This window comes from Prescottella subtropica (assembly GCF_005434945.1).
In the GTDB taxonomy this organism is placed as follows: domain Bacteria; phylum Actinomycetota; class Actinomycetes; order Mycobacteriales; family Mycobacteriaceae; genus Prescottella; species Prescottella subtropica.
Map to the genome: position 1 here is coordinate 1 of NZ_SKCH01000037.1, position 26,203 is coordinate 26,203.

Consider the following 26,203-nt stretch of genomic DNA (forward strand, 5'->3'; position numbering starts at 1 on the left):
ACGAGAACACCAATCGGCTCCTGCGGCACTGGTTCACCAAGGGCACCGATCTGTCCGGGCACGACGCGGCCGAGTTGAAGAGGGTCCAACACCTCCTCAACACCCGGCCTCGTCCCACCCTCGACTACGACACCCCCGCCGACCGTCTCAACGCCCTCATCCAGGCCGATGTTGCCCTGACCGCTTGACTTCCCCGGCGGAAAACCCGCGACAAGTGCGCGAAACGCGAGCCACGAACCCGGTGCCCGAACCCGAGCCACGAGCCACGAGCCCGAACCGAGTCCGGCGCCTACCGTGGCCGGCGCAGGCCGAGGCGGGCGGCGGAGCGGCGATTGCTGCCGGGGGCGCGGCGGATGGCGCGGCGTTCGGCGGGTTTGATGTCCCAGGTTTCGGGGCGGGCGGCGACCCAGCGTTGGGAGCGGATCGCGAACGGGATGTGTGCGAGGTAGACGCCGACGAGCACGATGAGCAGCACGAACGGGTAGGTGACGAGGGCGGCGGCGGCGAGTGCGACGAGCACGAGCAGGGCTGCGACCATGCGCGGCGGCACCGACACGCTCTTCATCGCGAAGGTGGGGATGCGGCTGACGATGAGTGTGGCGGACAGCAAGGTCCACACGGTGACGACCCCGATCGACGACCACCAGCCGTCGCCCCACTGGATGTGCGCGGCGAGGGGGGTGAGTGCGATGAGGGCGCCGGCGGGGGCGGGGACGCCGACGAAGAAGTCTTTCGTGTAGGCGGGCGCGGTGTCGTCGTCGAGGAGGGTGTTGAACCGGGCGAGGCGCAACACGATGCTGACCGCGTACAGCAGGGCGATGATCCAGCCGAAACGGTTGCCGTCGAGCAGCGTCACGTACAGCACGAGTGCGGGGGCGACACCGAACGAGATGGCGTCGGCGAGGGAGTCGAGTTCGGCGCCCATCTTGCTGGTGGCGTCGAGCATGCGGGCGATGCGGCCGTCGAGGGAGTCGAGGACGGCGGCGGCGCCGACCATCGCGAGGGCGGTGCCGAGGTCGCCGTCGAGCGCGAACTTGACGGCGGACAGTCCGCCGCACAGCGCGAGGATCGTGATCATGCTGGGCAGGAGGCGCACCGCCTGCTGCCGGCTGGGGCGGGGTGGTCTCACGGCAGCTGCGCGAGGACGGTTTCGGCGCCGACGGTGCGCTGACCGCGTTCGACGAGCAGTTCGGTGCCGGTGGGGAAGTAGGTGTCGACGCGGGAGCCGAAGCGGATGAGTCCGTAGGTGTCGCCGATGGTGAGGGTGTCGCCCTGCTTCGCGTCGCACACGATACGGCGGGCGAGCAGGCCGGCGATCTGGACGACGGCGACGCTGCGGCCGTCGGCGGTCTCGATCAGCATGCTGTTGCGTTCGTTGACCTCGCTGGCGTCGGCGAGGTCGGCGGACAGGAACTGTCCGGGCTGGTGCACGACTTTCCGGACGGTGCCGGCGACGGGTACCCGCTGGACGTGGACGTCGAGCACGGACAGGAAGATGCTCACCCGCGGCAGGGGTGCGTCGCCGAGACCGAGTTCGGCGGGCGGGACGGCGGTGTCGACGAGGGCGACCTCACCGTCGGCGGGGGCGACGACGACGCCGGGACGGTTCGGCGGTACCCGGTGCGGGTGCCGGAAGAACGCGGCGCACGCGACGGCGGAGGCGATCCCGGCCCGGCGCACCCACGGACGGTTGCGTCCCACCGCGGCGACGGCGAGTGGGGTGAGTACGAACGGCAGTCCGGCCGGGTGCAGCGGCGGGACGGCCGACTTGACGAGGTCGAGCAGGTGGCCGACTCCGGTGGGCTGGGGCGTACCAGGGGGCGTCGGTCGACGTGCCACGTTTCCTCTTACCGGTCGATGTGAGCGGCGGTGCCCGCCGCACGTGCTGTCCCAGGTTACTCGACAGCGCCGAACCGTCGGGTCGCCCTGGTGTGCATCGTGTTCAGCGGGATTCGACGGCGATCGCCTCGGCGGCGTTCTTGATTCGCGCGAGGGTGGCGTTCATGCCGGCGGTGAGGTCGGCCTCGAACTTGTCGGGGCCGCCGAAGACCATCTTGACGAGGAACTGGGACACGGCGCTGGTGCCGGTGGGGGCTTCCCGGCGTTCGACGACGCGGGTGCCGGTCTCGGTGGGCTCGAGGGTGTACGACCAGATGGTGCGGTTCTCGGCGATGCGGAACGCGATCTCCTTGTTGGGTTCGAACCGGATCACCTTCGACGTCGTCGGCCACACCAGCAGGCCCTGACGGTTGATGTTGAAGGTCTTGGTGCCCTCGCGGACCTCGCCGGACACCCGCATCTTCCGGCACTGCGGGCTCCATTCGCCCATCCGCTTCAGGTCGGACACGATCGTCCACACGTCCTGCGGGGTGGCGGCGATCTCGATGCCGGCTTCGAGGGTGTTCGTCACGAGGCGGTTCTCCAGTCAGGTGATACGGATGGTTACAGGTACTCGACGATGGTAGCCGGTCGTGTGCGCCAGGTCACGATCGTCGTTCCCGTCGGATAGCCCGACGACCGGCGGCTCCGGCGGATACCCTCGATCCATGGGCCGGGTCGAGGGCGTGCTGTTCGACATCGACGGGGTGCTCGTCACCTCGTGGGAGCCCGTGCCCGGCGCGGTGGCGGCGCTGAGCGAGATCCGGGAGCGCGGGATGCCGCGGGCCTTCCTCACCAATACGACGTCGCGGACGTGCGACGAGATCGCCGCGTCGCTGGACTCGGTCGGATTCGACGTGCGACCCGAGGAGATCGTGACGGCGGTGCGGTTGACCACCGAGTATCTGCGGTCGACGTATCCGGGGGCGCGGGTGTTGCTGCTCAACCGGGGTGACGTCCGTGCCGACATGCCGGACGTCGTGTTCGACGACGACGATCCCGAGGTGATCGTTCTCGGTGGGGCCGGTCCGGAGTTCACGCATGCAGCACTGAGTCGGGTGCTGGATCTGATGGTGGCCGGGGTGCCGGTGGTGGCGATGCACAGGTCGACGATGTGGGCGGAGTCCGACGGGCTGCGTGCGGACGTCGGCACGTACCTGCCGGGACTGGAGGAGGCGTCGGGGTCGCGGATCGTGTCGGTGGGCAAGCCGTCGCTCGCCGGGTTCCTCACCGCGGCCGAGTTGACCGGTACGGACCCGGCGGCGACGGTGATGGTCGGTGACGACTTCCGTGGCGACGTCCTGCCGGCGCAGCGGGTGGGGATGACGGGGGTGCTGGTGCGGACCGGAAAGTTCCGGGAACCGGTCCTCGAGTTGGCGGTGGACCGGCCCGATCATCTGATCGATTCGGTGGCCGATCTGCCGGAGTTGCTGACGTCGTCGGGGTGACGCGCCGAGCTTCTTCGGCTTGCTACCGAAATCCCCGATTCGGGCGTTCTCGGCGGGTAGTGTCGCGGGCACTTGTCTGTAGCTCTCCCTGCTCGTGAAGGAGTTCGAATGTCCCTCTTTTCCCGTCTGCGTGCTCTCTCGAATCTCGGCCGCACGATGACGCGCACGGCGGTGGTCACCGCCGCGGGAATCGGCGTGGTGGCAGGGGCTTCGCTGGTCGGTGCGGGTGCAGCGTCGGCCGCTCCGGTGGTCTGCACGTCGCCGACCGCGCCCAACGACATCCAGGTGTCGGAGTTCGCGAGTTGCGGTGCGCAGGCGTTCGAGCAGGGTGTGGCCCGCTCGGCCGCGACGGACAGCGGCACCGCAGTGTCGGTGGCGCAGGGCCTCGGGTCGTCGAACAGTCTCGCGACGGGGTACGGCACGGCGCTGAGCGCGTCGCGCGGCAACGGCCAGTCGCTGGCGGTCGCGCTCGGGGGCGGTATCGCGCATTCGTGGGCGGACGACGGCTACGCGACGTTCGCGATCGCCGGCTGGGGTTCGGGTGCGACGGCCGAGCAGGGTCGGGTGAGCTGCGTCGGGCCGTTGTCGTTCGCGTGGAATCTGAAGACCGGGCAGAGCTGCCTCGGCTGACGTCGTCACGGGTGGGTGCACGCGACTCCGGGAACGTTGCACTCACCCTGCTCGGGTGCTAGAAATGCACTTGGCACTCGCGACTCGTGAGTGCCAGGTCGGGACGGTGAGATCGGGAACCTAGACACCCCTGGTCGTCCGTCGCGGGCACCGAGCCTGGCCGGAAGCGTAAATGGGGCGATCCGACGAGCGATCGCTCTGTGTGTCACCCCCAATCCGGAGGATCACTTCGCAATGGCCAAGATCATCGCGTTCGACGAAGAGGCACGTCGCGGCCTCGAGCGTGGCCTGAACAGCCTCGCCGACGCCGTCAAGGTGACGCTGGGACCCAAGGGTCGCAACGTCGTGCTCGAGAAGAAGTGGGGCGCCCCCACGATCACCAACGACGGTGTTTCCATCGCCAAGGAGATCGAGCTCGAGGACCCCTACGAGAAGATCGGCGCCGAGCTGGTCAAGGAGGTCGCCAAGAAGACCGACGACGTCGCTGGTGACGGCACCACGACGGCGACGGTTCTGGCGCAGGCGCTGGTCCGTGAGGGCCTGCGCAACGTTGCTGCCGGCGCCAACCCGCTGGGTCTGAAGCGCGGTATCGAGAAGGCCGTCGAGGCTGTCACCGCCAAGCTGCTCGACACCGCCAAGGAGGTCGAGACCAAGGAGCAGATCGCTGCCACCGCCGGTATCTCGGCGGGCGACTCCACGATCGGCGAGCTCATCGCCGAGGCGATGGACAAGGTTGGCAAGGAAGGCGTCATCACCGTCGAGGAGTCCAACTCCTTCGGCCTGCAGCTCGAGCTCACCGAGGGTATGCGCTTCGACAAGGGCTACATCTCGCTGTACTTCGCGACCGACGCCGAGCGTCAGGAAGCGGTCCTCGAGGATCCGTACATCCTGCTGGTCAGCTCCAAGATCTCGACGGTCAAGGACCTGCTGCCGCTGCTGGAGAAGGTCATCCAGGCCGGTAAGCCGCTGCTGATCATCGCCGAGGACGTCGAGGGCGAGGCCCTGTCGACCCTGGTCGTCAACAAGATCCGTGGCACCTTCAAGTCCGTCGCCGTCAAGGCTCCGGGCTTCGGTGACCGCCGCAAGGCGCAGCTCGCCGACATCGCCATCCTCACCGGTGGCGAGGTCGTCAGCGAAGAGGTCGGCCTGTCCCTCGAGACCGCCGGCATCGAGCTGCTGGGCCGCGCCCGCAAGGTCGTCGTCACCAAGGACGAGACCACCATCGTCGAGGGTGCCGGCGACGCCGACGCCATCGCCGGTCGCGTCAACCAGATCCGCGCCGAGATCGAGGCGTCGGATTCGGATTACGACCGCGAGAAGCTGCAGGAGCGCCTGGCCAAGCTGGCCGGTGGCGTTGCTGTCATCAAGGCCGGCGCTGCGACCGAGGTCGAGCTCAAGGAGCGCAAGCACCGTATCGAGGACGCTGTCCGCAACGCGAAGGCTGCCGTCGAAGAGGGCATCGTCGCCGGTGGCGGCGTGGCTCTGCTGCAGGCCGCTCCGGCACTCGACGCCCTCTCGCTCGAGGGTGACGAGGCTACCGGTGCCAACATCGTGCGCGTCGCGCTCGAGGCTCCGCTCAAGCAGATCGCGTTCAACGCGGGCCTCGAGCCCGGCGTCGTCGCGGAGAAGGTTCGCAACCTGCCCGCGGGTCACGGCCTCAACGCCGCGACCAACGAGTACGGCGACCTGCTCGAGGCGGGCATCAACGACCCGGTCAAGGTCACCCGCTCGGCGCTGCAGAACGCCGCGTCCATCGCGGCCCTGTTCCTGACCACCGAGGCTGTCGTCGCCGACAAGCCGGAGAAGGCCGCTGCTCCCATGGGCGACCCGACCGGCGGCATGGGCGGCATGGACTTCTGATCCCCTCGGATCGGAATACCTGAGCTCGGGTAAGACGAAGAAGCCCGGGACACCTTCGACGGTGTCCCGGGCTTCTCGCATGTCCGGAGGTCACACGTCGGGCATCAGCATCCACGCGGCGGCGTAGATCAGTGCGACGGTGCCGAATGATGCGAACGCGCCGAGGATCGCGAGGACCCGCACGAGGTTGGCGTCGACCCCGAAGTATTCGGCGATGCCGCCGCACACGCCGGCGAGTTGACGCTGGGTGCGGGAGCGGACGAAGGGGCGGGGCGAGTCGCTGGAGGTCATGACATCGAGTCTGGTTCGCGGAGGCTGCCGGCACCATCGGGATTCACCCGGATCTGCACCCTGAACTTCTCACTCGGGGTGGCCTCCGGGCATAGGCTCGGATGCGTGGACACCGTGCCGATCCAGATGCCCGACGGGACGACGACGCCGGTGCGACTGTTCCCCGGCCCGGAGGGGGCGCCCGTCGTGGTGATCGTGCCGGGACTGGGAATCCCGGCCGGTTTCTACGACCGTTTCGCGTCGGCGATCGTCGACCGCGGTTTCTGTGCGGCGGTGGGGGAGTTGCGGGGGCAGGGGGACAGTCGTCCGCGACCGAACGCGTCGAGCGCGTTCGGGTATCAGGAGTTGGCGTCGGTGGATCTGCCGGCAATCGTCGAGGCGGTGCACGAGCGGTTCGACGCGAGTACACCGTTCCTGTTGGGGCACAGCATGGGTGGGCAACTCGGTGCGATGTACGCGGCCCGGGTCCGGGGTGCGCTGGGCGGCCTGATCCTGGTGGCGTCCGGTTCGCCGTACTACCGGGGTTTCTCCGGTGTGCGGTCGCCGGGACTGCTGCTCGGGTCGGCGGCGATGTCGATCACGGCGAGTGTCGCGGGTTTCTGGCCGGGCGACCGTCTGGACGTGGGCGGGTTCGGACGGCAGTCGCGGGTCCTGATCGCGGACTGGTCGCGGTTCGCGCGGTCGGGGCGGATCGAACCGTCCGGTGCCGACATCGACTACGAGGAACGGCTCACACAACTGTCGTTGCCGGTTCTGTCGATCTCGATCGAGGGTGACGATCTGGCGCCGCGGCCGTCGACGGAAAACCTCTTGCGTAAATTGTCCGGTGCTGAGGTAACGACGTGGCATCAGCCCGAGAAACTAGGGCACAACGGCTGGATTCGGACACCGGAAAGCACGGTCGACCGGGTCGTCGAGTGGGTTCGTGACCTGGGGTAACGGCCTGTCCGCACTTTTCGTCCCCTGTTGATTGACGAATCTGTTTCCATAACGCGTTCGAGACGTTATATTGGCCGCAGCGCTTCCGCTTCGAGGCGTCACACCACCAGTATTTACAGGGGAGTCATCATGGGTTCGACTGAGATCATCGGCATTCTCAAGTCCGTCACCACCATTCTCGAGCAGATCAACAAGATCGGCTCGGGCAGCTCGGGTGGTGCCGGTGATTCCGGTTCGCTCGACAGCGGCTCCCTGAGCTCGCTCAGCTGAGACCGGCTCCTCGGAGCGAAGAAGGGCGGTGACGGTGCGTATGCACCGTCACCGCCCTTCTCGTCCGTCCGTCCGGACGGTCTCAGACGCCGAGTGACGCCGCGATCGTCGGCCACGACTTCGGGAGTTCGGCGCGCCAGTACGGCCACGTGTGCACGCCGACCGGGTTGTAGACGATCGTCGCCGGGATCCCGAGTGAACGCAGCCGGTCGTCGAGCCGGTGGGTGCAGTGGTCGGTGACGGCTTCGATCGGCCCGCCGAGTGCCAGCAGCAGCGGCAGATCCGGGTTGTCGAGTGTCTCGTTCGGCCCGGGCAGACCGGTGGCCGTCGACACGTACAGCGCGGTACCGCGCAGTTTCTCGGCACCGATCAGCACGTCGTGCTCGGCCCACCGCGGGTCGGTGCGCGGCCCCCACATGTTGGTGATGTCGCCGCCGCGGTAGCCGACAGTGGCCTTCATCTGGGCGAAGCCGAGATCGTCGACGGTCTGGTAGCAGCCGCTGAACGCCGCGACACCGCGGTAGAAGCCGTTCGACCGCATGGCCAGCATCATCGCGGACTGTGCGCCCATCGACAGTCCGACGATCGACTGGACGCCGGTGCCGTCGAAGCGTTCGTCGATCAGCGGCGGCAGTTCCTTCGTCAGGAACGTCTCCCACTTGTAGTCGCCGAGTTTCGGGTCGGGACGCTCCCAGTCGGTGTAGTAGCTGGCCTCGCCGCCCGTGGTGAGGACGACGTTGACCGGCTTGTCCTCGAAGAACTCGACGGCACCGCCCTGCTCGGTCCAGTTGTCGGTGCCGGGGTCGGCGGAACTGCCGTCGAGCATGTACACCGTCGGCCGCGGCGCCGACGTGTCCCGCGGCAACAGGACCTGCACCTGCTGTTCGGCCTGCATGGCCGGTGAGTACACGAACACCCGCAGCCAGCGGTCGGTGATGTTCTCGATCCGGGTGATACGAGCGTCGGACGCCGAGGGGGCCGCCGATTGCGCGGCGGGCGCGGCGTTCGGGATGCCTCCCGCGACGGCGGTGGGGGCGGCGGCCAACAGGGCGGCGGCCACGGTCGCGGTGGCGAGGGCGCCCGCGCCGAGGCGCCGGAACAGTGGATGCGGGGAGGCAGGGGAGGCAGAGGAGTCCTCGGAGATCATGTAGTGGCTCGATTCGCGTTGACGGATTCCGGCGAAGCGTAGTCGACGCGGCCGGTGTCCGAATCCGGTTCCGCCAGGTGATCCCACAGGAACGTGTAGGTCAGCGCCGACTTGAACGCCGCCTGCGCGTTGTCGGCGGCACCGCCGTGCCCGCCCTCGATGTTCTCGTAGTAGTGGACCGGGTGCCCCTGCTCCTCGAGTCGGGCGGTCATCTTGCGGGCGTGACCGGGGTGGACGCGGTCGTCGCGGGTGGACGTCGCGACGAGGATCGGCGGGTAGGCAGCCTCCGGATCGGTGTTCTGGTACGGCGAGTACTCGGAGATGAACGCCCAATCGTTCGGGTTGTCCGGGTCGCCGTACTCGGCCATCCACGACGCCCCCGCGAGCAGCAGGTGGTAGCGCCGCATGTCCAGTAGTGGCACCTGGCAGACGATCGCCCCGAACAACTCCGGGTACTTCGTGAGCATGACGCCCATCAGCAGTCCGCCGTTGCTGCCGCCCTGTGCGCCCAACTGTGCAGCGGTGGTGATGCCGCGGACGACGAGGTCGCGGGCCACCGCCGCGAAGTCCTCGAACACCAGGTGCCGGCCGTCGCGCACCGCCTGCGTGTGCCAGTCCGGGCCGTACTCGCCGCCGCCCCGGATGTTGGCGACCACGTACGTGCCGCCGCGCTGCAGCCAGGCGGTGCCGTTGATGCCGCTGTAACCGGGGGTCAGCGAGTTCTCGAAGCCGCCGTAGCCGTACAGCAGCGTCGGACCGGCGGGGGTGCCGTCGCGGCGCACCACGAAGTACGGGATGCGGGTGCCGTCGTCGGACACCGCGAAGTGCTGCCCGACGGACAGTCCGGTGGTGTCGAAGAATCCGGGCGCCGACTTCAGCGCCTCGAGCGGGCCGCCGACGGTGCCGGAGAAGAGCGTCGCCGGGGTGAGGTAGCCGCTCGCGTTGAGGAAGAAGTCGTCGCTCTCCCGCGGGTCGGTGTCGATGATCTCGGTGGACGCCAACTCCGGTAGGCCGGTGAGGGTGGCTGTGTCCCAGCCATTTTCGGACGGGGTGAGGGCGTGGACGTCGGAGCGGACGTCGGTGAGCGTGACGAGCAGCAGATGGTTGCGGGTCCATGCGTACTGCTCGAGCGACGTGTGCGCGTCGGGGGCGAACAGGACCGTGAGTGTGCGGTCGCCGGCGAGGTAGTCGTCGTATCGTGCGGCCAGCAGTGCCCCGGCCGGGTGAGTGGTGTCGCCGACGGTCCACGGTGAGCGGGGTCGGATCAGCAGCCATTCGCGGTAGACGGAGATCCGGGCGTCCTCCGGGGTGTCGATGCGCACCAGGGTGTCGTCGCCGAGGAGTTGGAAGCGCTGCGCCGTGTAGAAGTCGATCGCCCGTTCGACGAAGCTGCGCTCGAAGCCCGGGGTGCTGTCGTGCCATGCGGAGACGGCGACGTCCGTCTGCTCACCTTCGAACACCGTGACCGCGTCGGCGAGGGGGGTGCCGCGGTGCCAGCGCTTCGCGATCCGCGGATAGCCCGAGTCGGTGAGCGTTCCGTCACCGAAACCCGTTCCGATGTAGACGCTTTCGCTGTCGATCCAGCCGATGTCGGTCTTGGCCTCGGTGACGTGGAAGCCGTCGGCGTCGTCGAGGAAGGTTCGGGTGGTGAGGTCGAACTCGCGGACCACGACGGCGTCGGCACCGCCGCGGGACAGGCTGATCAGTGCGCGGTCCTGCTCGGGGCGCAGTACCTGGGCGCTGGACCACACCCAGTTCTCGCCCTCACGGTCGGCGAGTTCGTCGACGTCGACGAGGATCTCCCATGCCGGTGTGTCGCTGCGGTATTCGTCCATGGTGGTGCGACGCCACAGCCCGCGGACGTGCTCGGCGTCGCGCCAGAAGTTGTAGAGATACTCCCCGCGCCGGCGCACGTACGGGATGCGGGCGTCGGTGTCGAGAATCGCGCGGATCCCGGTTTCGAGTCGGGTGAACTCGTCGGTGGCGGTGAACGCGGCGACGGTCCGGTCGTTGCGGTCACGGACCCAGGTCAGTGCGTCGCCGCCGGTGACGTCCTCGAGCCACAGATACGGATCGTCGGCCGGCGGAGTGGGCGAGGAGTGCGTGGAGGATCCCGTCATCCCATCATTGTGGTCGGTCGTGCGCGGAGTCGAATGCCGAGGCCTGTCGGGGGTGAGTGGGAGGGTGATTTCCGGGGGTTTCTGGACGACTGCCCAGTTGATGTAACGAAACCGAAGACAAGCCGACACGATCTGGTCTACCTTTCCCTCACGGTCGAAATTAAGCGACCGTCATCCCGGCCGGAAAGCCGGCGGAGTGACACACCACGGTCACCTCGCTCGGAGTGTGAGACGGACGGGATGTCATGGGAGCGAAAGCATCCGGTGGAGCGGGGTCCTCCGGCCGGCACAGCTCTCGGCCCGGGCAGAAACAGATCACACATCAATCACGAACATCGGAAGAACTCCCCCGAAAGGCAGTGCAATGAACACTGATGCAATCTTCGGCGCCCTCATCGGCGTGATCGGCAACCTGATCAACTTCGGTTCCGTCACCGAACTCAGCTAGTTCGTCACACCTGTCGCACCACCACCACGAAAGTAAGGACAAGCAATGAATCTCGATGGAATCTTCGCCGCCCTCATCGGTGTCATCGGCAACCTCGTGAACTTCGGTTCCGTCACCGAGCTCAGCTGATCTCGGACCACCGGTAGTAGAAAGGCGATTGCTATGAATCTGGACGCCATCGATCTCGGCTCGCTCGGCGGGTCGGCCACGGGTTCGCTGTCGGGTGTACTCGACATCGTCCTCGGCCTCAGCCGGGGCAGCGTCTTCGGTGGGAGCACCGTCGGAGACCTCGGAAGCTCCATCTCGTTCAGCTGAGCATTCGCACCTACGACCCCGGTCGCCACGGCGGCTGGGGCCGCAGGTGTGTCCGGGGGTCGGCCGGTACCTTACTTTCGGGTAGGGACCATCTCGGGACACGCGATCCGGGCGGGACTAGGCTAGGGCCTCGTGACCTCACACTATGACGTCGTTGTCCTCGGAGCCGGTCCCGGTGGGTACGTCGCTGCTATCCGCGCGGCACAGCTGGGACTGAAGACCGCCATCATCGAAGAGAAGTACTGGGGCGGTGTCTGCCTGAACGTGGGCTGCATCCCGTCCAAGGCGCTCCTCCGCAATGCCGAACTTGCGCACATCTTCCACAAGGAGGCCAAGACCTTCGGTATCTCGGGAGAGGCGTCGTTCGACTTCGGCGCGGCATTCGACCGCAGCCGTCAGGTCGCGGACGGCCGCGTCAAGGGCATCCACTTCCTGATGAAGAAGAACAAGATCGACCAGTTCGAGGGCCGTGGCACGTTCACCGGCCCGAACGCGATCTCCGTCGCCCTCACCAAGGGCGGCAGCGAGACGGTCTCGTTCGACAACGTCATCATCGCCACCGGCAGCACCACCCGACTGCTCCCCGGCACCTCGGTGAGCAAGAACGTCGTCACCTACGAGGAGCAGATCCTCACCCGTGACCTGCCCGGCTCGATCCTCATCGTCGGTGCCGGCGCCATCGGCATGGAGTTCGGCTACGTCCTGAAGAACTACGGCGTCGACGTCACCATCGTCGAGTTCCTCGACCGGGCACTGCCCAACGAGGACGCCGACGTCTCCAAGGAGATCGCCAAGCAGTACAAGAAGCTCGGCGTCACCATCAAGACCGGCGCCGCCGTCCAGACCATCGACGACGACGGCACCAAGGTCACCGTCGCGATCAAGGACAACAAGTCCGGCGCCGTCGAGACCGTCGTCGTCGACAAGGTCCTCCAGTCCGTCGGCTTCGCCCCGAACGTCACCGGCTACGGCCTCGAGAACACCGGTGTGCAGCTCACCGACCGCGGCGCCATCGCCATCGACGAGCGCATGCGCACCAACGTCCCCGGCATCTACGCCATCGGCGACGTCACCGCCAAGCTGCAGCTCGCGCACGTCGCCGAGGCGCAGGCCGTCGTCGCCGCCGAAACCATCGGGGATGCCGAGACCCTCGAGCTGGGCGACTACCGGATGATGCCGCGCGCCACCTTCTGCCAGCCGCAGGTCGCGTCGTTCGGACTCACCGAGGAGCAGGCCAAGGCCGAAGGCTACGACATCAAGGTCGCCACCTTCCCGTTCATGGCCAACGGCAAGGCCCACGGACTCGCCGACCCCACCGGCTTCGTCAAGCTCATCGCCGACAAGACCCACGGCGAACTGCTCGGCGGCCACCTCATCGGCCCCGACGTCTCCGAACTGCTGCCCGAGCTCACCCTCGCACAGAAGTGGGACCTCACCGTCAACGAACTGGCCCGCAACGTGCACACCCACCCGACCCTGTCGGAGGCACTGCAGGAAGCGATCCACGGCCTCGCCGGCCACATGATCAACTTCTGACGGTTCTTTTTCCGTCGCAACAGCTGAAGGGTCCCTTCGTACGCTCGCAGCGTACGAAGGGACCCTTCAGCTCGTTCGGGGAAGCGATTCAGTGCGCCCCGACCGCGCCTTCGGTGGGCAGGTCGTGCTTCTCGGCGCGGACGAGGGCCGCGACGAGTGGGGCGATGACGACGAGCAGGGCGGCCGACCACAGGAACACCTGGGAGTAGCCGGCGACTTCGGCGGCGAAGGCGGCGTCGCGTAGGGCGTCGGGGCCGGTACCGGTCGGTGCGACGGTGAGGCCGGTCTTGGCGGCGACGTAGATGGTGGTGAACAGGGCGGTGCCCAGTGCCCCGCCGATCTGCATGGTGGCGTTGACGAGGGCGCTGGCGGCGCCGGCGTCGTGGTCGCGGACACCGACGAGGGCGACGTTCTGCATGGGCACCATGAGCAGGCCCAGGCCGGCGCCGAACACGAGGAGTCCGGGGAGGACGCCGGTCCAGTAGGAGCTGTGGACCTCGATGCGGGAGAGCAGCAGCAGGCCGGCGGCAGCGACGACGGGGCCGGCGGTCATGGGCAGTTTCGGGCCGATGCGGGTGCTGAGTTGGGCGGCGAACCCGGCGGCCGCGGTGATCGCGATCGACAGGGGCAGCGATGCGAGCCCGGAGACGAACGGGCTGTAGCCGAGGACGATCTGCAGGTAGAACGTCAGGTACAGGGTGCCGCCGAGCAGGGCGGCGCCGACCATGACGGATGCGAGGAAACTCGGTCCGCGGTTGCGGTGCCACGGAATCGACATGGGCAGAAGCGGATTGGCGGTCCGCTTCTCGACGATCACGAACAGGGCGAGTGCGATCAGGCCGGCGGCGATGAAACCGATCGCCTGGGCCGAGGTCCAGCCGTGCTTCTCGGCCTGCGTGAAGCCGTACACGAGCGCGCCGAGTCCGACGGCGACCAGGACGGTGCCGGGCACGTCGTAGCTGGTGTCGCCGTGTGCCTTGGTCTCTTCGACGATGGGGGCGGTGACGGCGAGCGCGAACAGTGCGATCGGGATGTTCACGAGGAGGCACCACCTCCAGTCGACGTACTGGGTGAGCAGTCCGCCGAGCAGCAGGCCGATCGCGGCGCCGCCACCGGAGATCGCGCCGTACACCGCGAACGCCTTGGCGCGTTCCTTCTCCCCGACGAACGTGGTGGTGAGGATTGCGAGTGCGGCGGGTGCGAGCAGTGCCGCGAACACGCCCTGACCGGCGCGGGCGGCGAACAACTGGAGGCCGGTCTGGGCGATGCCGCCGACCGCGGACGCGACGGCGAAGCCGATCATGCCGACCATGAACGAGCGTTTACGGCCCCAGAAGTCGGCGATGCGTCCGCCGAGCAGCAGTAGCGCGCCGAATGCGAGGGCGTACGCGGTGACCACCCAGTGCCGGTCGGCGTCGGTGATGCCGAGAGCGTGCTGCGCCTGCGGCAGCGCGATCGAGACGATCGTGCTGTCGAGGACGACCGTCAACTGGGCGAGTGCGACGATGCACAGGACGAGCCAGCGTCGATCATGGTTGGGGTTGTGGTGCGCGGCGTCCGGGGCCGGGGCATCCGGACGCGACGCCACCTGGGCATCTGAGGACATGATTTCCTACGGGATCGGGGGCACGGACGAACGTCACGGCCGAACGCGACGACGTTACCGATGTCCTCGATGCCGCGACAATTGCAGCCGGGTGCATCGTCGGAATGTTCACACGAACCGCGTCTGCGCTTGTGTTCGCCGAGAATCTGTGTGCACGGACGGTTTTCGTCGTCAGTCGGACGATTCCCGCTCGTTCAGGCGCATCTGCAGGGCGTCGAGTACGCGGGCGGAGCGCGCTACCTCGGGGGCGTCGTCGGTCGCCCCGGACTGTGCCTTGATCTTCGCGAACTCGTCGTTGAGTCGTTCCATCTTCACGTCGAGCCGGTGCGCGGTCTCGGCGGCCTCGGTGAGTTCGGCGAGCAGTTCGGCGGGCACGTCACGGTTGAACTTGTAGTAGATCTTGTGTTCGAGGCTGGCCCAGAAATCCATTGCGATGGTGCGGATCTGGAGTTCGATCGGAATCCGGTGCACGCTGTCGCTCAGGTACACCGGCACCGCGACGATCAGGTGCAGGCTCTTGTAGCCGTTCGGCTTCGGGTTCGCGATGTAGTCCTCGACCTCACGGACCTCGATGTCCGGCTGGCTCGTGATCATGTCCGCGATCCGGTACGTGTCGGAGATGAAGCTGCACGTGATCCGCACCCCGGCGATGTCGAGGATCTGGGCACGGACGTCGTCGAGGGTGAGTGGACAGCCGATCCGGTCCGCCTTGCGGATGATGCTCTCGGGTGTCTTCAACCGCGAGGTGACGTGCTCGATGGGGCTGTAGCGGTTGATGTGCGTGAACTCGTCCTTGAGAATGTTCACTTTCGTCAGCAACTGGGTGATGCCGAACCGGTACGTCATCAGGAAGGGGGAGAAGTCGGTTCGGAGTTGCTCGGGGTCCACGCACTCCAGTGTGCCACCGCTACCCGTTCAGAAGTCCGGTTGGATGCGAAGCGCCCCGATCGTGGTGGCCAGACCGTCGTACTGGGTGACGAGCAGACAGAACTCCACCAGGCGTCGTTCGTCGAGGTGTTCGGCCAGAACCGACCACGTCGCGTCGTCGATCGCGTCGGTCGTCACCAGTCGGTCGGCCGCGGCCAGCATCGCGCGGAACCGGGGACTCCAGTCGGGATGGTCCGGCCCGTCCAGGATGCGGCCCAGGATCTGCGGTGTGACGCCGGCGCGGCGCCCGAGCCGGAGATGGTGGTCCATCTCGTACCGGCAGTCACGCAGGTGCGCGACCCGCAGGACGACGACCTCGATCTCGAACCGGGTGAGTTTCGTGCCGGGCAGCAGCATCAGCACACCCGAGTAGTGCAGCCAGCCGCGGAACAGGCCACCGGTGCGGCCCAGCGTGCTGAACAGTTTCGCGTCCTTCGTGCCCGATCCGAGCGACAGCACCCGCCACGTCGCCCAGTTGAGGGGGCCGAGTTCCCGCAGTCGCCCCGGCCGGATCCGGGGTGTGGTGCCGTCGCCGGTGGTCGCGTCGTGTGCGGTCATGGTGGCCGAGCATACGGAGGACGCCCGAAATCGTCGGGGAAACGCGTGCGGCGAGGTACCATCGCGATGTCGAGCAAGCATTCGATAGGTTGACTGGTGGTGGGAGGTCGGCAGGTGGCAACGACCCGGCGGGACGATATTCTGCGGCACGCGGCCAGACTGTTCAGCGAACGCGGTGTCGCGGGAACCACCGTCCGGGACATCGCCGACGCGGTCGGCATCCTCTCCGGCAGCCTGTACCACTACTTCGCGTCGAAGGACGACATCGCGTTCGAGATCGTGATCGCGTTCGTGGACGATCTCAACGGACGATACGAGGCCGCGGTCGCGTGCGGCGGCAGCGCCCGGGAACGACTCGATCGCATGGTGACGGTCGCGTTCGCGGCGGCGATCGACCACCCGTACGCGACCGAGATCTACCAGAACGAGAGTGTGCTGTCGTCGCAGCCGGAGGACGGCGCGATCACGACGGCCGTCCGGCGCGCCCACGGCATCTGGGCCGACACGATCGACGAGGGTGTCGCCGCGGGAGAGTTCCGGCCGGACCTCGACGCCCGGCACTTCCACCGCATGTTCAGCGACGCGGTGTGGTCCACCGTCCGGGTGTCCCGTCCGACGCTGGATCGGGATGCAGACCGGTTGCGGCACAATCTGATCGCCGTGTTCCTGGACGGCTTCGCCACCGGTGCGCCGGGTGTGTCCACCATGCCCACGCCCGCAGTGCCTTCAGTGCCTACCGTGCCGCCGGTGGCGGTCGTCGTCGAACCGGAACCCGTGATCGACCGGACCACCGAGGATTCCGAGTTCGACACGCTCCGCCGCGACGTGCGTGACCTGCAGGACGCGGTCCGGGAACTACGCGCGGCGGTCAGCGAATCGTGTACGGCGACACCGAACTCCGGTGTTCGTTGATGTCGAGATCCTTGCCGAGCGGCGGGAACGCGCGCTGCGGGCACTTCATCCGTTCGCACACCCGGCAGCCGGCACCGATCGGGGTGGCGGTGCCGCCGGCGAGGTCCAGGCCGTCGGCGTACACGACGCGCGGCGCGTGCCGCAGTTCGCAGCCGAGTCCGATCGCGAACGTCTTGCCGGGCTGGCCGTACCGCTGTGCACGCCGCTCGACGGTCCGCGCGACCCACAGGTAGTTGCGGCCGTCGGGCATCTGCGCGACCTGGGTCATGATCTTGCCGGGGTAGGCGAACGTCTCGTACACGTTCCACAGCGGGCAGGTGCCGCCGCTCGACGAGAAGTGGAAGCCGGTGGCGGACTGCCGCTTCGACATGTTCCCGGCGCGGTCGACGCGGACGAACGACCACGGCACCCCGCGCTGTTTGGGGCGTTGCAGCGTCGACAGCCGGTGGCAGATCGTTTCGTAGCTGATCGCGTAGAACGCGGACAGCCGTTCGATGTCGTAGCGGAAGTCCTCGGCGATCTCGTGGAACTGCCCGTACGGCAGCACCGTCGCGGCCGCGAAGTAGTTCGCCAGGCCCAGCATCGCGAGCGATCGGGCGTCGTCGGACGTGAAGTTGCCCTCGTCGACGAGCCGGCGCAGCAGGTCGCCGCACTCGAGGTAGGCGAGTTCGGTGGCGAACTTGAACACCTGCTGCCCGCCGGAGAGGGCCGGGGATATCTCCAACACCCGGGTCTCGGGGTCGTAGCGGTGCAGGACGTTCTCGCCCAGGTCGATGCGGCGCACGATCTGCACGTCGTGCAGGTTCTCGAGCCGGCGGGCGATGCCCTCGGCGATGTCGCCGCGGTGGAACCGCAGACGTGCGGTGAGGTCCTCGGCTGCGGTGTCGAGGTCGTGGATGTAGTTCTGCCGTTGATAGAAGTAGTCGCGGACCTCCTCGTGCGGCATGGTGATGGCGCCGCTGCCGCTGCCGTCGCTGAACCGGTCCTCGGTGGCCGCCGCCAGCTGGGCGCTGGTGTTGCGGTAGCGACGGTGCATGTTGACCATCGCCTTCGCCAGCCCGGGGTGCGACGAGACCATTTCCGCGATCTCCTGCGAGTCGGCGTCGATGCCCATGTCCTTGTCGAGTGCGACCTCCCGCAGTTCGGCGATCAGCCGAGTGTCGTCCTGCGACGAGAAGAACGTGGTGTCGACACCGAACACCTCGCTGATGCGTAGCAGTACCGGCACGGTCAGCGGACGCACGTCGTGCTCGATCTGGTTGAGGTAGCTGGCCGAGATCTCGAGGGTCTTCGCCAGAGTGGCCTGGCTGAGGCCGCGTTCGGTCCGGAGCTGCCGCAGGCGGGCACCGACGAAGGTCTTGGACATGACGCCAGGGTACGAGCGGGTTGCTAACTGTGCAAAGGGGCGCGTTAGCACGAAATATAACAGACCGATCGTAATGTTTCAGGGATGATGCTTGACATCTCGAGGGCGGTGACAAAAGCTGGGCAACGATCGACACTCGTTTATGTAAAGCATTGACTGCCAGCCAGTTTGGATCAGAGCGCACATGAAGAGGGCCCGATGATCTTCACGTCGAAGCGCCGCGGACGCGGTGGAACGCAGCCGTCGTCGCCGGTACCGGCCGAGGGCGCCGACACCGGCGCCGATGCGGGCGATCCGGATGCGATCTCCGTGACGGCCCGATGGATGGTTCTCACGACGTCCGTCGGCCACGGATTCGCGCGTGCACTGCTGCCCGACAGCTTCGAGGTGTCCGGACGTCCGCAACTCGCGGTGTGGATGGTCGAACCGATGTCGGCGACGTCGGACGCGGTCGGTGTGCCCGTCGGACGGATGTTCGCGGGCATGTCGTGCAGTGGCCTGCTGCGTGGGGAGTCGACCGAGAGTGCGTTCACGTCGGACCTGCTCGTGGGGGCGCCGATCGTCGACACCGACCGCGACCCCTTTGCATTGCCCGCGCTGGCACAGTCATCGCTGCGGTTGGTCAACGGCGTCGGCGGCATGGGCTTCTCGATCACACCCGTCGACGGTGGTGGCCGCGGGGTGGTCGGCCGCGTCGAGTTGGACGGCGAGGAGGGCGGCGCGGAGCAGTTGACGCCGGACTGGCTCGCGGACCAGTGGTGGCGGCCCGACCTGGTCGGTGGCGGGACCGTCGGTGGTGTCGGTGAACTCGTCCGTACCCGCTGGGACGTGACGCGGCTGTCGCCCGTCGTCACCGGCCGGGCGGTCGTGGAGTGCGCGGACTTCGGTGAGCACTCGTACGACCTGTCGGGGTCGTCGTCGCTCGCGGCGCGCTACGGGTTCGCGCGGGTGTCCATCGCCGGCCGGCCGTAATTCACATGTGATTACCGTCACTTTGCCGTCCGCGTGCGCGCAAAACCCCCTTTCACGTCGGCTGCCCGTTGCCGCGGCGGCGCCTCCGGGTGTCTGTGTCCGGATTTCACGTCAACGTCGAGGTCATGGCCTACTTGCCGGTAACTTTCCTCCCTACTGGCGAGTAACCAAAGCAACTGCTTGGCCGGTGGGGAAATTAGCAAGCTTCGCAGATTGATCTGAAAACCTAGCGAAGATTGGCATTAGCAACAGGTAGACGACGGTTTTCGGCTGTGCCATTGTCGGCTTGTACATCCGAACGGCCTGGCAACGATGTGAAGCAGTACATCCGTACCGGCTGAAGCAGCAGAGAAGAAGTGGAGCTATCGATGTCGACCACCGGCACTCCGAAGACCGCCGAGCAGATCCAGCAGGACTGGGACACCAACCCGCGCTGGAAGGGCACCACCCGTAACTACACCGCCGAGCAGGTTGTCAAGCTGCAGGGCAGCGTCGTCGAGGAAGCCACCCTCGCCCGCCGTGGTTCGGAGATCCTGTGGGACCTGGTGAACAACGAGGACTACATCAACGCGCTCGGCGCCCTCACCGGAAACCAGGCCGTCCAGCAGGTCCGTGCCGGACTCAAGGCCATCTACCTGTCCGGCTGGCAGGTCGCCGGCGACGCCAACCTGTCCGGCCACACCTACCCGGACCAGTCCCTCTACCCGGCCAACTCGGTGCCGCAGGTCGTGCGTCGCATCAACAACGCCCTGCTGCGCGCCGACGAGATCGCCAAGGTCGAGGGTGACACCTCCGTCGACAACTGGCTCGCCCCGATCGTCGCCGACGGCGAGGCCGGCTTCGGTGGCGCTCTCAACGTCTACGAACTGCAGAAGGCCATGATCGCGGCCGGCGTCGCCGGTTCGCACTGGGAGGACCAGCTCGCGTCGGAGAAGAAGTGCGGCCACCTCGGTGGCAAGGTGCTCATCCCGACCCAGCAGCACATCCGCACCCTGACCTCGGCGCGTCTGGCAGCCGATGTCGCGGACGTCCCGACCGTGGTCATCGCCCGCACCGACGCCGAGGCCGCGACCCTGCTGACCTCCGACGTCGACGAGCGTGACCGCGAGTTCCTCGACGGCACCCGCACCGCCGAAGGCTTCTACGGCGTCAAGAACGGCATCGAGCCCTGCATCGCCCGCGCCAAGGCCTACGCCCCCTACTCCGACCTCATCTGGATGGAGACCGGTGTGCCGGATCTCGAGGTCGCCAAGAAGTTCGCCGAGTCGGTCAAGGCCGAGTTCCCCGACCAGCTGCTCGCCTACAACTGCTCGCCGTCCTTCAACTGGAAGGCACACCTGGACGACGCGACCATCGCGAAGTTCCAGAAGGAGCTCGGCGCGATGGGCTTCAAGTTCCAGTTCATCACCCTCGCCGGCTTCCACTCGCTCAACTACGGCATGTTCGACCTGGCGCACGGCTACGCCCGCGAGGGCATGACCGCCTTCGTCGACCTGCAGGAGCGTGAGTTCAAGGCCGCCGAGGAGCGGGGCTTCACCGCCATCAAGCACCAGCGTGAGGTCGGTGCCGGCTACTTCGACTCGATCGCCACCACCGTCGACCCCAACACCTCCACGGCCGCCCTCAAGGGCTCCACCGAAGAGGGCCAGTTCCACTAGGACTGAACCGCCTCTCGACCTCTCGGGAGGGATCGGCCGGGTGTCCTCCGCGTTCGATCCCTCCCGGGGACCGACCTCCACTTCCGTAAAGGAGCTGACGTGACCAGCGAAAAGATTCAGCGCGTCGGTGTGATCGGCGCCGGCATCATGGGTTCGGGAATCGCCGAGGTGTGCGCTCGTGCACACGTCGACGTGCTGGTGTTCGAGCAGAGCCGCGAACTTGCCGCGGCGGGACGCTCGCGCATCCTGCGCTCCCTCGACCGCGGAGTGAGCAGCGGCAAGATCACCGAACGTGAACGCGAACAGGCCGCCTGGCGGCTCCGGTTCACCTCCGACCTCGGGGACTTCGCCGACCGGCAACTCGTCGTGGAGGCCGTCGTCGAGGACGAGAAGATCAAGAGTGAGATCTTCACCGAACTCGACGGGATCGTGACCGACCCGAACGCGGTGCTCGCGTCGAACACGTCCTCGATCCCGATCATGAAGCTGGGCATCGCCACCACCGCACCCGAACGCGTGATCGGCATGCACTTCTTCAACCCCGTTCCCGTCCTCCCACTCGTCGAGGTCGTCACCACGCTCAAGACCAGTGCGACCGTGTCGGCCCGCGCCGAGGCATTCGCGAGCGAGGTGCTCGGCAAGCAGGTGGTCCGCTCCAGCGACCGGGCCGGCTTCATCTCCAACGCCCTGCTGGTGCCGTACCTGCTGTCCGCGATCCGCATGGTCGAATCCGGATTCGCCACCAAGGAGGACATCGACAAGACGATGGTCCTCGGCTGCGCCCACCCGATGGGTCCGCTCGCACTGACCGACCTGGTGGGCCTCGACACCGTCAAGTCGATCGCCGACTCGATGTACGAGGAGTTCAAGGAGCCGCTGTACTCGGCGCCGCCGCTGTTGCAGCGGATGGTCGAGGCGGGGCTCGTCGGCAAGAAGTCGGGTACCGGCTTCTACGAATACGCCGACAACGGCCGCGTCACCAAGAAGGCAAGCTGAGCAGAGCGCTTCGCCCCCGTGCGCCTTTTTGGTAGTAGCAACTACCAAAAAGGCGCACGGGTGGCGCAGCCGCCTACGAAAGGGCGATCCGCATGTCCGCCGCACGCACCGCCGGGTACGGATCCAGCATCCTGGGATACCCGCGTATCGGTCCTCGCCGTGAACTCAAGCGCGCGCTCGAGGCCTACTGGCACGGGACCGGAAGCAAGGCCGAACTCGAGTCCGTCGCACGGGAACTGCAGGAACAGACCTGGAGCGAGCTCGCCGCGACCGGGTTGACCCAGGTTCCCGGCAACACGTTCTCCTACTACGACCACGTCCTCGACAACGCCCTGTTGTTCGGGGCGGTCCCGGAGCGGTTCGCGCCGCTCGAGAGCGACCTCGATCCGCTCGACTTCTACTTCACGATGGCGCGGGGGCGTCCGGACTTCCCGCCGCTCGAACTGGTGCGTTTCTTCGGCACCAACTACTACTACCGGCAGCCGGAGCTGTCCGAGCACACGACGTTCGGGCTGCGTGCGGAGGCGCTGCTCGACGAGTTCGAGCGCGCGAAGGCAGTCGGTATCGAACTGCGCCCGGTGATGCTGGGTCCGGTGTCGCTGCTGCTGCTGTCGAAGATCGCGCCCGGATCCACACAGGACGGGTTCGCGACCCTCGATCTGCTGGATCGGCTGCTCCCCGAGTACGAGAAGTTGTTCGCGCAGCTCGCGAAGGCCGGCGCCACGTGCGTCCAGTTGGACGAGCCGTGTTTCACCGAGGATCGCAGCCCCGAGGAACTCGCGGCACTTGCCCGCGCCTACGAGGCGCTCACCCACGCCCCGCTGCGTCCGCGGATCCTGGTGACCGGCCCGTACGGGTCGTTCGGTGAGGCGTTGCCGATCCTGGCCGCGACCCCCGTCGAGGCGATCGGCCTCGACCTGGTCAACGGCCGTATCACCGCCGATCAGCTCGCGAAGGTGCCGGGTATCCGCCGCAAGCGGATCTATGCCGGCATCGTCGACGGCCGCAACGTGTGGCGCGTCGACCGGTTCAACACGCTCGCCTATCTGAACGAGCTGAAGGACGTCGTCCCCGATCTGGTCGTGTCGACGTCGTGCACGCTGCTGCACGTCCCGTACGACGTGCTCGCCGAATACGACATGCCCGGTGACGTCGCGGACCGGTTGGTGTTCGCGAAGCAGAAGGTCGGTGAGGTGGTGTCGCTCGCGACGGCCCTCACCGAGGGTCCGTCGGATCGGTGGCGCAAGAAGCCGACGTCGGTGCATTTCAAGCAGAAGCACGACGTCCGGGCCCGGGTCAACGCGATCCGGCCGGAGGATCGGGTGCGGGCGCCGTACGACGAACGCCGGATCGCGCAGCAGCAGCGGCTGAACCTGCCGCTGGTGCCGGCCACGACACTGGGCTCGTTCCCGCAGACCGCCGAGATCCGGCAGGCCCGCTACGACCTCGGTGAGGGCCGGCTCGCGTGGGACGAGTACTACAAGCGCATCCAGGACGAGATCGCGAAAACCATTGCGTTGCAGGAGGACATCGGACTCGACGTGTTCGTGCACGGTGAACACGAACGCAACGACATGGTCCAGTACTTCGCGGAACTGCTCGAGGGGTACGCGGTCACCCACTTCGGCTGGGTGCAGGCGTACGGGTCGCGGTGCACGCGTCCGCCGGTGCTGTACGGCGATGTCCGTCGCCCGAAAGCGATGACGGTCGAATGGATCTCGTACGCGCAGTCGCTCACCGACAAGCCGGTCAAGGCGATGCTCACCGGCCCGGTCACGATGCTGGCGCGGTCGTTCGTGCGGCAGGATCAGCCGCTGCACGAGACGGCCGACCAGGTGGCGCTCGCGATCCGCGACGAGATCGCGGACCTCGAGAAGGCGGGTATCGCGATCGTCCAGGTCGACGAGCCGGCCATCCGGGAACTGCTGCCGCTGCGGGAGACCGGGCACAAGGAGTACCTGGACTGGGCGGTCGACGCGTTCCGTCTCGCGACCGGTGGCGCCGAGCCGGAGACGCAGATCCACACGCATCTGACGTACTCGGGGCGGCGGTCGGTGGTCGACGCGATCGAACGACTCGACGCCGACGTCACCGCGATCGTCGCGACCCGTTCGATCGGATGGGTGTTGGACGCCATCAAGGAGAAGACCCTCACCCACGGTGTCGGTCCGGGCGTGTACGAGTCCCGGTCGGCGCGCATCCCGGACATCGACGAGCTCGACGAACTCCTCACAGAGGCAGCCGAATCCGTCGATCTCGACCGACTGTGGGCCAACCCCGACGGTGGCCTGAAGACCCGCCACTACTGGCAGCTCGAGCCGTCGCTGCGCAACCTGGTTGCGGCGGCCCGGCGGCTGAGGCGCCGCGCCGCACAGGGGTAGGTGCGGCACACACGTGGGCCCCGTGCCCGGATCGTCTGCGGATCCGGGCACGGGGTCCACGTGCGTGTCAGGAGCCGGAACTGCTCAGGGAACCGGTGCTGCCGAGGACGTCACTGCTACTGAGGGAGCCGGTGCTGCCGAGCGAACCACTGCTGCCGAGGGACCCACTGCTGCCGAGCGAACCGGAGCTGCCCGACGAGCTCGCGCCGATCGGGCCGTCGGGCACCTCGGCGCCGGCGGAACCCGGCTGGTGGATCTTGACGGTGACCGGTGCGGTGCCGTCGGCCTCGATCGTGACGATGTCCGCGCCCGTCGTCGACGTGACGTGTCCGCCGTCGACGACGACCTCGTAGCCGTTCGGGTAGTGCAGGTCGGAGACGTAGATCTCGGTCGGCTTCGTCGAGGTGCGCGGCGTGTACCGGTATGCGAAGTCGCCGTTGTCGGCGTCGAAGATCATCCGGCCGGGGTCGCCGGCGGTGGCCTGCGGGTAGGTGCGCACGAGTTGGCGTCCGACGGGGCCGAGGAAGGGGTCCGGCCCGGCGCCGGGACCGACGATCGACGAGTAGTGCCAGTACTGCCAGCCGACGAACCGTTCGTCGGCGCGGGCGAGTGTGTTCCGCAGGACCGTCGGATCGCCGTCCCCGAATTCGGTGACGACGGTCGGGATGCCGGAGCGGCCGGCGAAGTCGTCGATGTGCGACCAGGTGAGGTCCTGCTGCGGTGTGCACAGTCCCTTCAGGAGCTGCGACGACCCCAGGTAGATCGCGAGCTGGCTGGGGATGCAGTAGTCGTGCGGCGCGAACATGATGTCCGCGTCCTCGATCGCGGGGGTCTTCGGCGGGTTCGCCAGATTCGACGGCATCATCTGGTTCCACGTGACGTTCGGTTCCCAGTACACCGGCATCGCCGGGTTCTCGGCGCGGATCGCGTCGGTCAGTTTCTGCATCGCGGACTGGTAGGTGCGGTCGAAGTCGGGGCAGCCGTTCGGGAAGCACGTCAGGAACGGCGATCCCGGCCACGGCTCGTTCATGAGTTCGATGCCCATCACGCCGGGCTTGCCGTCCATGCGATCCGCGAGCGCGCCGAGCGCGGTACCCAGGTGGTCGAGTGCGCCGTGCGTGTTGTTCCACACCTCGTCCCAACCGGCGTTCATGCTGGGCATGACGTAGTAGAGGGGGAAGCCGGGGTTGGGTTCCCACGACTGCGGTCGGGACTGGATCGACCACGCAGGGAAGCCGTTGCCGCCCCACGGGCTCGCGAGTCCGTCCTGATGGTTGTCGAGCAGGACGTGGATACCGCGGGCGGTGAGGACGTCGACGACGCCGGCGACCCGGTCGAGGTAGGCGGTGTCGACGACGCCGCGGGTGGGCATCAGTCCCTCGAACGAGACGCCGAGCCGGACGGTGTTGAAGCCGTACCCGGCGAGCAGGTCGGCGTCGGCGGCCGTGATCGTCAGCCCGTCACCCGGATTGACGAACGGTGCCTTCTTGTCGACGTTGTTGACCCCGTGCAGCAGCACGGTGCGGCCGTAGCCGTCGACGAGCGCGGTGCCCTCGGCTTGCAACTGGGTGATCGGTGTCGAGGCGGGTGCCGCGGACGCTGTCGGCACCGGTGACAGCGCCGGTACCAGGGTCAGTGCGCATGCGGTGAGTGCCGCCGACACCATCGTTCTTCTTCTGCCCACGTCGTCCCTCGTCTCCTGGAAACAACCGACCATCCCGAATCTGGACTACTGTCCAGTTCCGGGAGATGCTAGGCGAGCTGGGACGATACGCGGGCCGTTTCGGAGAAATCGGTCGAAATATGAGGGCTGGTCAGGGGTCAGGGCCCCGGAAAGATCGGATGAGGCAGCTGTGACCTGCGGATTCGCGGAGGCGGGGCCGGTGTTTTGAGGGTGTGACCTACCGGCTTGGATGGAAGTTGCGAAGCACCCAGCCGAAACCAG

At 67.3% G+C, this 26,203-nt stretch carries 23 protein-coding genes and 1 pseudogene; 13 read left to right on the plus strand and 11 right to left on the minus strand.

The features are described 5' to 3' along the window. Positions 1–188: pseudogene (locus E0497_RS19375) on the plus strand (IS30 family transposase); the annotation flags it as partial. Between the two features lie 101 nt (positions 189–289). On the opposite strand, the gene E0497_RS19380 reads toward E0497_RS19375, so the two are convergent. From E0497_RS19380 to E0497_RS19390, 3 genes are all read right to left on the minus strand, one after another. After that, complete coding sequence (locus E0497_RS19380) at positions 290–1,078, minus strand: CDP-alcohol phosphatidyltransferase family protein (RefSeq protein WP_137726435.1); 789 nt, start codon at positions 1,076–1,078, stop codon at positions 290–292. A 47-nt stretch (positions 1,079–1,125) separates the two neighbouring features. Next, the gene (locus E0497_RS19385; RefSeq protein WP_137726436.1) at positions 1,126–1,839 is read right to left on the minus strand and encodes a phosphatidylserine decarboxylase; all 714 of its coding nucleotides are present in this window, start codon (positions 1,837–1,839) and stop codon (positions 1,126–1,128) included. A gap of 103 nt (positions 1,840–1,942) precedes the next feature. Continuing rightward, positions 1,943–2,410 carry an SRPBCC family protein gene (locus tag E0497_RS19390; protein WP_137726437.1) on the minus strand — a complete coding sequence of 156 codons (468 nt, stop codon included), beginning with the start codon at positions 2,408–2,410 and terminating at the stop codon, positions 1,943–1,945. 136 nt (positions 2,411–2,546) lie between these two features. Here E0497_RS19390 and E0497_RS19395 point away from each other — a divergent pair, with 136 nt between their 5' ends. From E0497_RS19395 to groL, 3 genes are all read left to right on the plus strand, one after another. Next, a complete protein-coding gene (locus tag E0497_RS19395) occupies positions 2,547–3,326 on the plus strand; it encodes an HAD-IIA family hydrolase (RefSeq protein WP_137726438.1) in 780 nt (259 codons plus the stop codon). A 108-nt stretch (positions 3,327–3,434) separates the two neighbouring features. Continuing rightward, positions 3,435–3,956, plus strand: a complete 522-nt coding sequence (locus tag E0497_RS19400) for a DUF6764 family protein (RefSeq protein ID WP_137726439.1) — start codon at positions 3,435–3,437, stop codon at positions 3,954–3,956. A gap of 234 nt (positions 3,957–4,190) precedes the next feature. Beyond that, positions 4,191–5,816, plus strand: coding sequence for a chaperonin GroEL (gene groL, locus E0497_RS19405; protein ID WP_137726440.1), 1,626 nt, complete (start codon positions 4,191–4,193; stop codon positions 5,814–5,816). A gap of 90 nt (positions 5,817–5,906) precedes the next feature. Here the strand turns inward: groL and E0497_RS19410 are convergent, their stop codons facing one another. Then, on the minus strand, positions 5,907–6,107 hold the full coding sequence (locus E0497_RS19410) for a PspC domain-containing protein (protein ID WP_137726441.1): 201 nt from the start codon (positions 6,105–6,107) through the stop codon (positions 5,907–5,909). A gap of 105 nt (positions 6,108–6,212) precedes the next feature. Between E0497_RS19410 and E0497_RS19415 the strand changes: the two genes are divergently transcribed. Continuing rightward, positions 6,213–7,046, plus strand: coding sequence for an alpha/beta hydrolase family protein (locus E0497_RS19415; RefSeq protein WP_137726442.1), 834 nt, complete (start codon positions 6,213–6,215; stop codon positions 7,044–7,046). A 129-nt stretch (positions 7,047–7,175) separates the two neighbouring features. Further along, on the plus strand, positions 7,176–7,316 hold the full coding sequence (locus tag E0497_RS20480) for a hypothetical protein (protein WP_161987458.1): 141 nt from the start codon (positions 7,176–7,178) through the stop codon (positions 7,314–7,316). Positions 7,317–7,398: 82 nt separating this feature from the next. On the opposite strand, the gene E0497_RS19420 is transcribed toward E0497_RS20480, so the two are convergent. Together E0497_RS19420 and E0497_RS19425 are read right to left on the minus strand one after the other, a co-directional pair. Next, positions 7,399–8,463 (minus strand): alpha/beta hydrolase, encoded by a 1,065-nt coding sequence (locus E0497_RS19420; protein ID WP_137726443.1) that lies wholly within the window; start codon positions 8,461–8,463, stop codon positions 7,399–7,401. Then, on the minus strand, positions 8,460–10,583 hold the full coding sequence (locus E0497_RS19425) for a prolyl oligopeptidase family serine peptidase (RefSeq protein ID WP_137726444.1): 2,124 nt from the start codon (positions 10,581–10,583) through the stop codon (positions 8,460–8,462). Before E0497_RS19425 ends, E0497_RS19420 begins: the two co-directional genes overlap by 4 nt. A gap of 610 nt (positions 10,584–11,193) precedes the next feature. Here E0497_RS19425 and E0497_RS20485 point away from each other — a divergent pair. Both E0497_RS20485 and lpdA read left to right on the plus strand, forming a co-directional pair. Continuing rightward, a complete protein-coding gene (locus tag E0497_RS20485) occupies positions 11,194–11,346 on the plus strand; it encodes a hypothetical protein (protein ID WP_161987459.1) in 153 nt (50 codons plus the stop codon). A gap of 132 nt (positions 11,347–11,478) precedes the next feature. Then, complete coding sequence (gene lpdA / locus E0497_RS19430) at positions 11,479–12,882, plus strand: dihydrolipoyl dehydrogenase (protein ID WP_137726445.1); 1,404 nt, start codon at positions 11,479–11,481, stop codon at positions 12,880–12,882. A gap of 88 nt (positions 12,883–12,970) precedes the next feature. Here the strand turns inward: lpdA and E0497_RS19435 are convergent, their stop codons facing one another. The 3 genes from E0497_RS19435 to E0497_RS19445 all read right to left on the minus strand — a co-directional run bounded on the left by E0497_RS19435 (position 12,971) and on the right by E0497_RS19445 (position 15,973). Continuing rightward, positions 12,971–14,488: an MFS transporter gene (locus E0497_RS19435; RefSeq protein ID WP_137726446.1), complete on the minus strand. Its 1,518-nt coding sequence runs from the start codon at positions 14,486–14,488 to the stop codon at positions 12,971–12,973. Between the two features lie 171 nt (positions 14,489–14,659). After that, on the minus strand, positions 14,660–15,376 hold the full coding sequence (locus E0497_RS19440; protein WP_137726447.1) for a GTP pyrophosphokinase: 717 nt from the start codon (positions 15,374–15,376) through the stop codon (positions 14,660–14,662). A gap of 27 nt (positions 15,377–15,403) precedes the next feature. Then, a complete protein-coding gene (locus E0497_RS19445) occupies positions 15,404–15,973 on the minus strand; it encodes a carboxymuconolactone decarboxylase family protein (RefSeq protein ID WP_137726448.1) in 570 nt (189 codons plus the stop codon). Positions 15,974–16,087: 114 nt separating this feature from the next. Here E0497_RS19445 and E0497_RS19450 point away from each other — a divergent pair, with 114 nt between their 5' ends. Continuing rightward, entirely contained in the window at positions 16,088–16,885 is a 798-nt protein-coding gene (locus E0497_RS19450; RefSeq protein WP_137726449.1) for a TetR/AcrR family transcriptional regulator, read from the plus strand. On the opposite strand, the gene ramB is transcribed toward E0497_RS19450, so the two are convergent. Beyond that, positions 16,842–18,251 carry an acetate metabolism transcriptional regulator RamB gene (ramB, locus tag E0497_RS19455; protein ID WP_137726450.1) on the minus strand — a complete coding sequence of 470 codons (1,410 nt, stop codon included), beginning with the start codon at positions 18,249–18,251 and terminating at the stop codon, positions 16,842–16,844. The genes E0497_RS19450 and ramB overlap by 44 nt on opposite strands. A 198-nt stretch (positions 18,252–18,449) precedes the next feature. Here ramB and E0497_RS19460 point away from each other — a divergent pair, with 198 nt between their 5' ends. From E0497_RS19460 to metE, 4 genes are all read left to right on the plus strand, one after another. After that, positions 18,450–19,223, plus strand: a complete 774-nt coding sequence (locus E0497_RS19460) for a hypothetical protein (RefSeq protein ID WP_137726451.1) — start codon at positions 18,450–18,452, stop codon at positions 19,221–19,223. Positions 19,224–19,591: 368 nt separating this feature from the next. Further along, positions 19,592–20,881, plus strand: a complete 1,290-nt coding sequence (aceA, locus tag E0497_RS19465; protein ID WP_137726452.1) for an isocitrate lyase — start codon at positions 19,592–19,594, stop codon at positions 20,879–20,881. Positions 20,882–20,980: 99 nt separating this feature from the next. Further along, positions 20,981–21,877 (plus strand): 3-hydroxybutyryl-CoA dehydrogenase, encoded by an 897-nt coding sequence (locus E0497_RS19470; protein ID WP_137726453.1) that lies wholly within the window; start codon positions 20,981–20,983, stop codon positions 21,875–21,877. A gap of 92 nt (positions 21,878–21,969) precedes the next feature. After that, positions 21,970–24,258, plus strand: a complete 2,289-nt coding sequence (gene metE, locus E0497_RS19475; protein ID WP_137726454.1) for a 5-methyltetrahydropteroyltriglutamate--homocysteine S-methyltransferase — start codon at positions 21,970–21,972, stop codon at positions 24,256–24,258. A 67-nt stretch (positions 24,259–24,325) separates the two neighbouring features. Here metE and E0497_RS19480 read toward each other — a convergent pair whose 3' ends face one another. Then, the gene (locus E0497_RS19480; protein ID WP_170313019.1) at positions 24,326–25,924 is read right to left on the minus strand and encodes an endoglycoceramidase I; all 1,599 of its coding nucleotides are present in this window, start codon (positions 25,922–25,924) and stop codon (positions 24,326–24,328) included. Between the last annotated feature and the right edge of the window lie 279 nt (positions 25,925–26,203).

Excerpts from the sequence above, each read along its gene's own strand:
- E0497_RS19380 (WP_137726435.1), bottom strand. The coding sequence starts at position 1,078 with ATGATCACGATCCTCGCGCTGTGCGGCGGACTGTCCGCCGTCAAGTTC.
- metE (WP_137726454.1), top strand. The coding sequence starts at position 21,970 with ATGTCCGCCGCACGCACCGCCGGGTACGGATCCAGCATCCTGGGATAC.
- aceA (WP_137726452.1), top strand. The coding sequence starts at position 19,592 with ATGTCGACCACCGGCACTCCGAAGACCGCCGAGCAGATCCAGCAGGAC.
- E0497_RS20480 (WP_161987458.1), top strand. The coding sequence starts at position 7,176 with ATGGGTTCGACTGAGATCATCGGCATTCTCAAGTCCGTCACCACCATT.
- E0497_RS19445 (WP_137726448.1), bottom strand. The coding sequence starts at position 15,973 with ATGACCGCACACGACGCGACCACCGGCGACGGCACCACACCCCGGATC.
- E0497_RS20485 (WP_161987459.1), top strand. The coding sequence starts at position 11,194 with ATGAATCTGGACGCCATCGATCTCGGCTCGCTCGGCGGGTCGGCCACG.
- E0497_RS19460 (WP_137726451.1), top strand. The coding sequence starts at position 18,450 with ATGATCTTCACGTCGAAGCGCCGCGGACGCGGTGGAACGCAGCCGTCG.
- ramB (WP_137726450.1), bottom strand. The coding sequence starts at position 18,251 with ATGTCCAAGACCTTCGTCGGTGCCCGCCTGCGGCAGCTCCGGACCGAA.
- E0497_RS19410 (WP_137726441.1), bottom strand. The coding sequence starts at position 6,107 with ATGACCTCCAGCGACTCGCCCCGCCCCTTCGTCCGCTCCCGCACCCAG.
- E0497_RS19425 (WP_137726444.1), bottom strand. The coding sequence starts at position 10,583 with ATGACGGGATCCTCCACGCACTCCTCGCCCACTCCGCCGGCCGACGAT.
- groL (WP_137726440.1), top strand. The coding sequence starts at position 4,191 with ATGGCCAAGATCATCGCGTTCGACGAAGAGGCACGTCGCGGCCTCGAG.
- E0497_RS19400 (WP_137726439.1), top strand. The coding sequence starts at position 3,435 with ATGTCCCTCTTTTCCCGTCTGCGTGCTCTCTCGAATCTCGGCCGCACG.
- E0497_RS19395 (WP_137726438.1), top strand. The coding sequence starts at position 2,547 with ATGGGCCGGGTCGAGGGCGTGCTGTTCGACATCGACGGGGTGCTCGTC.
- E0497_RS19420 (WP_137726443.1), bottom strand. The coding sequence starts at position 8,463 with ATGATCTCCGAGGACTCCTCTGCCTCCCCTGCCTCCCCGCATCCACTG.
- E0497_RS19480 (WP_170313019.1), bottom strand. The coding sequence starts at position 25,924 with ATGGTGTCGGCGGCACTCACCGCATGCGCACTGACCCTGGTACCGGCG.
- E0497_RS19435 (WP_137726446.1), bottom strand. The coding sequence starts at position 14,488 with ATGTCCTCAGATGCCCAGGTGGCGTCGCGTCCGGATGCCCCGGCCCCG.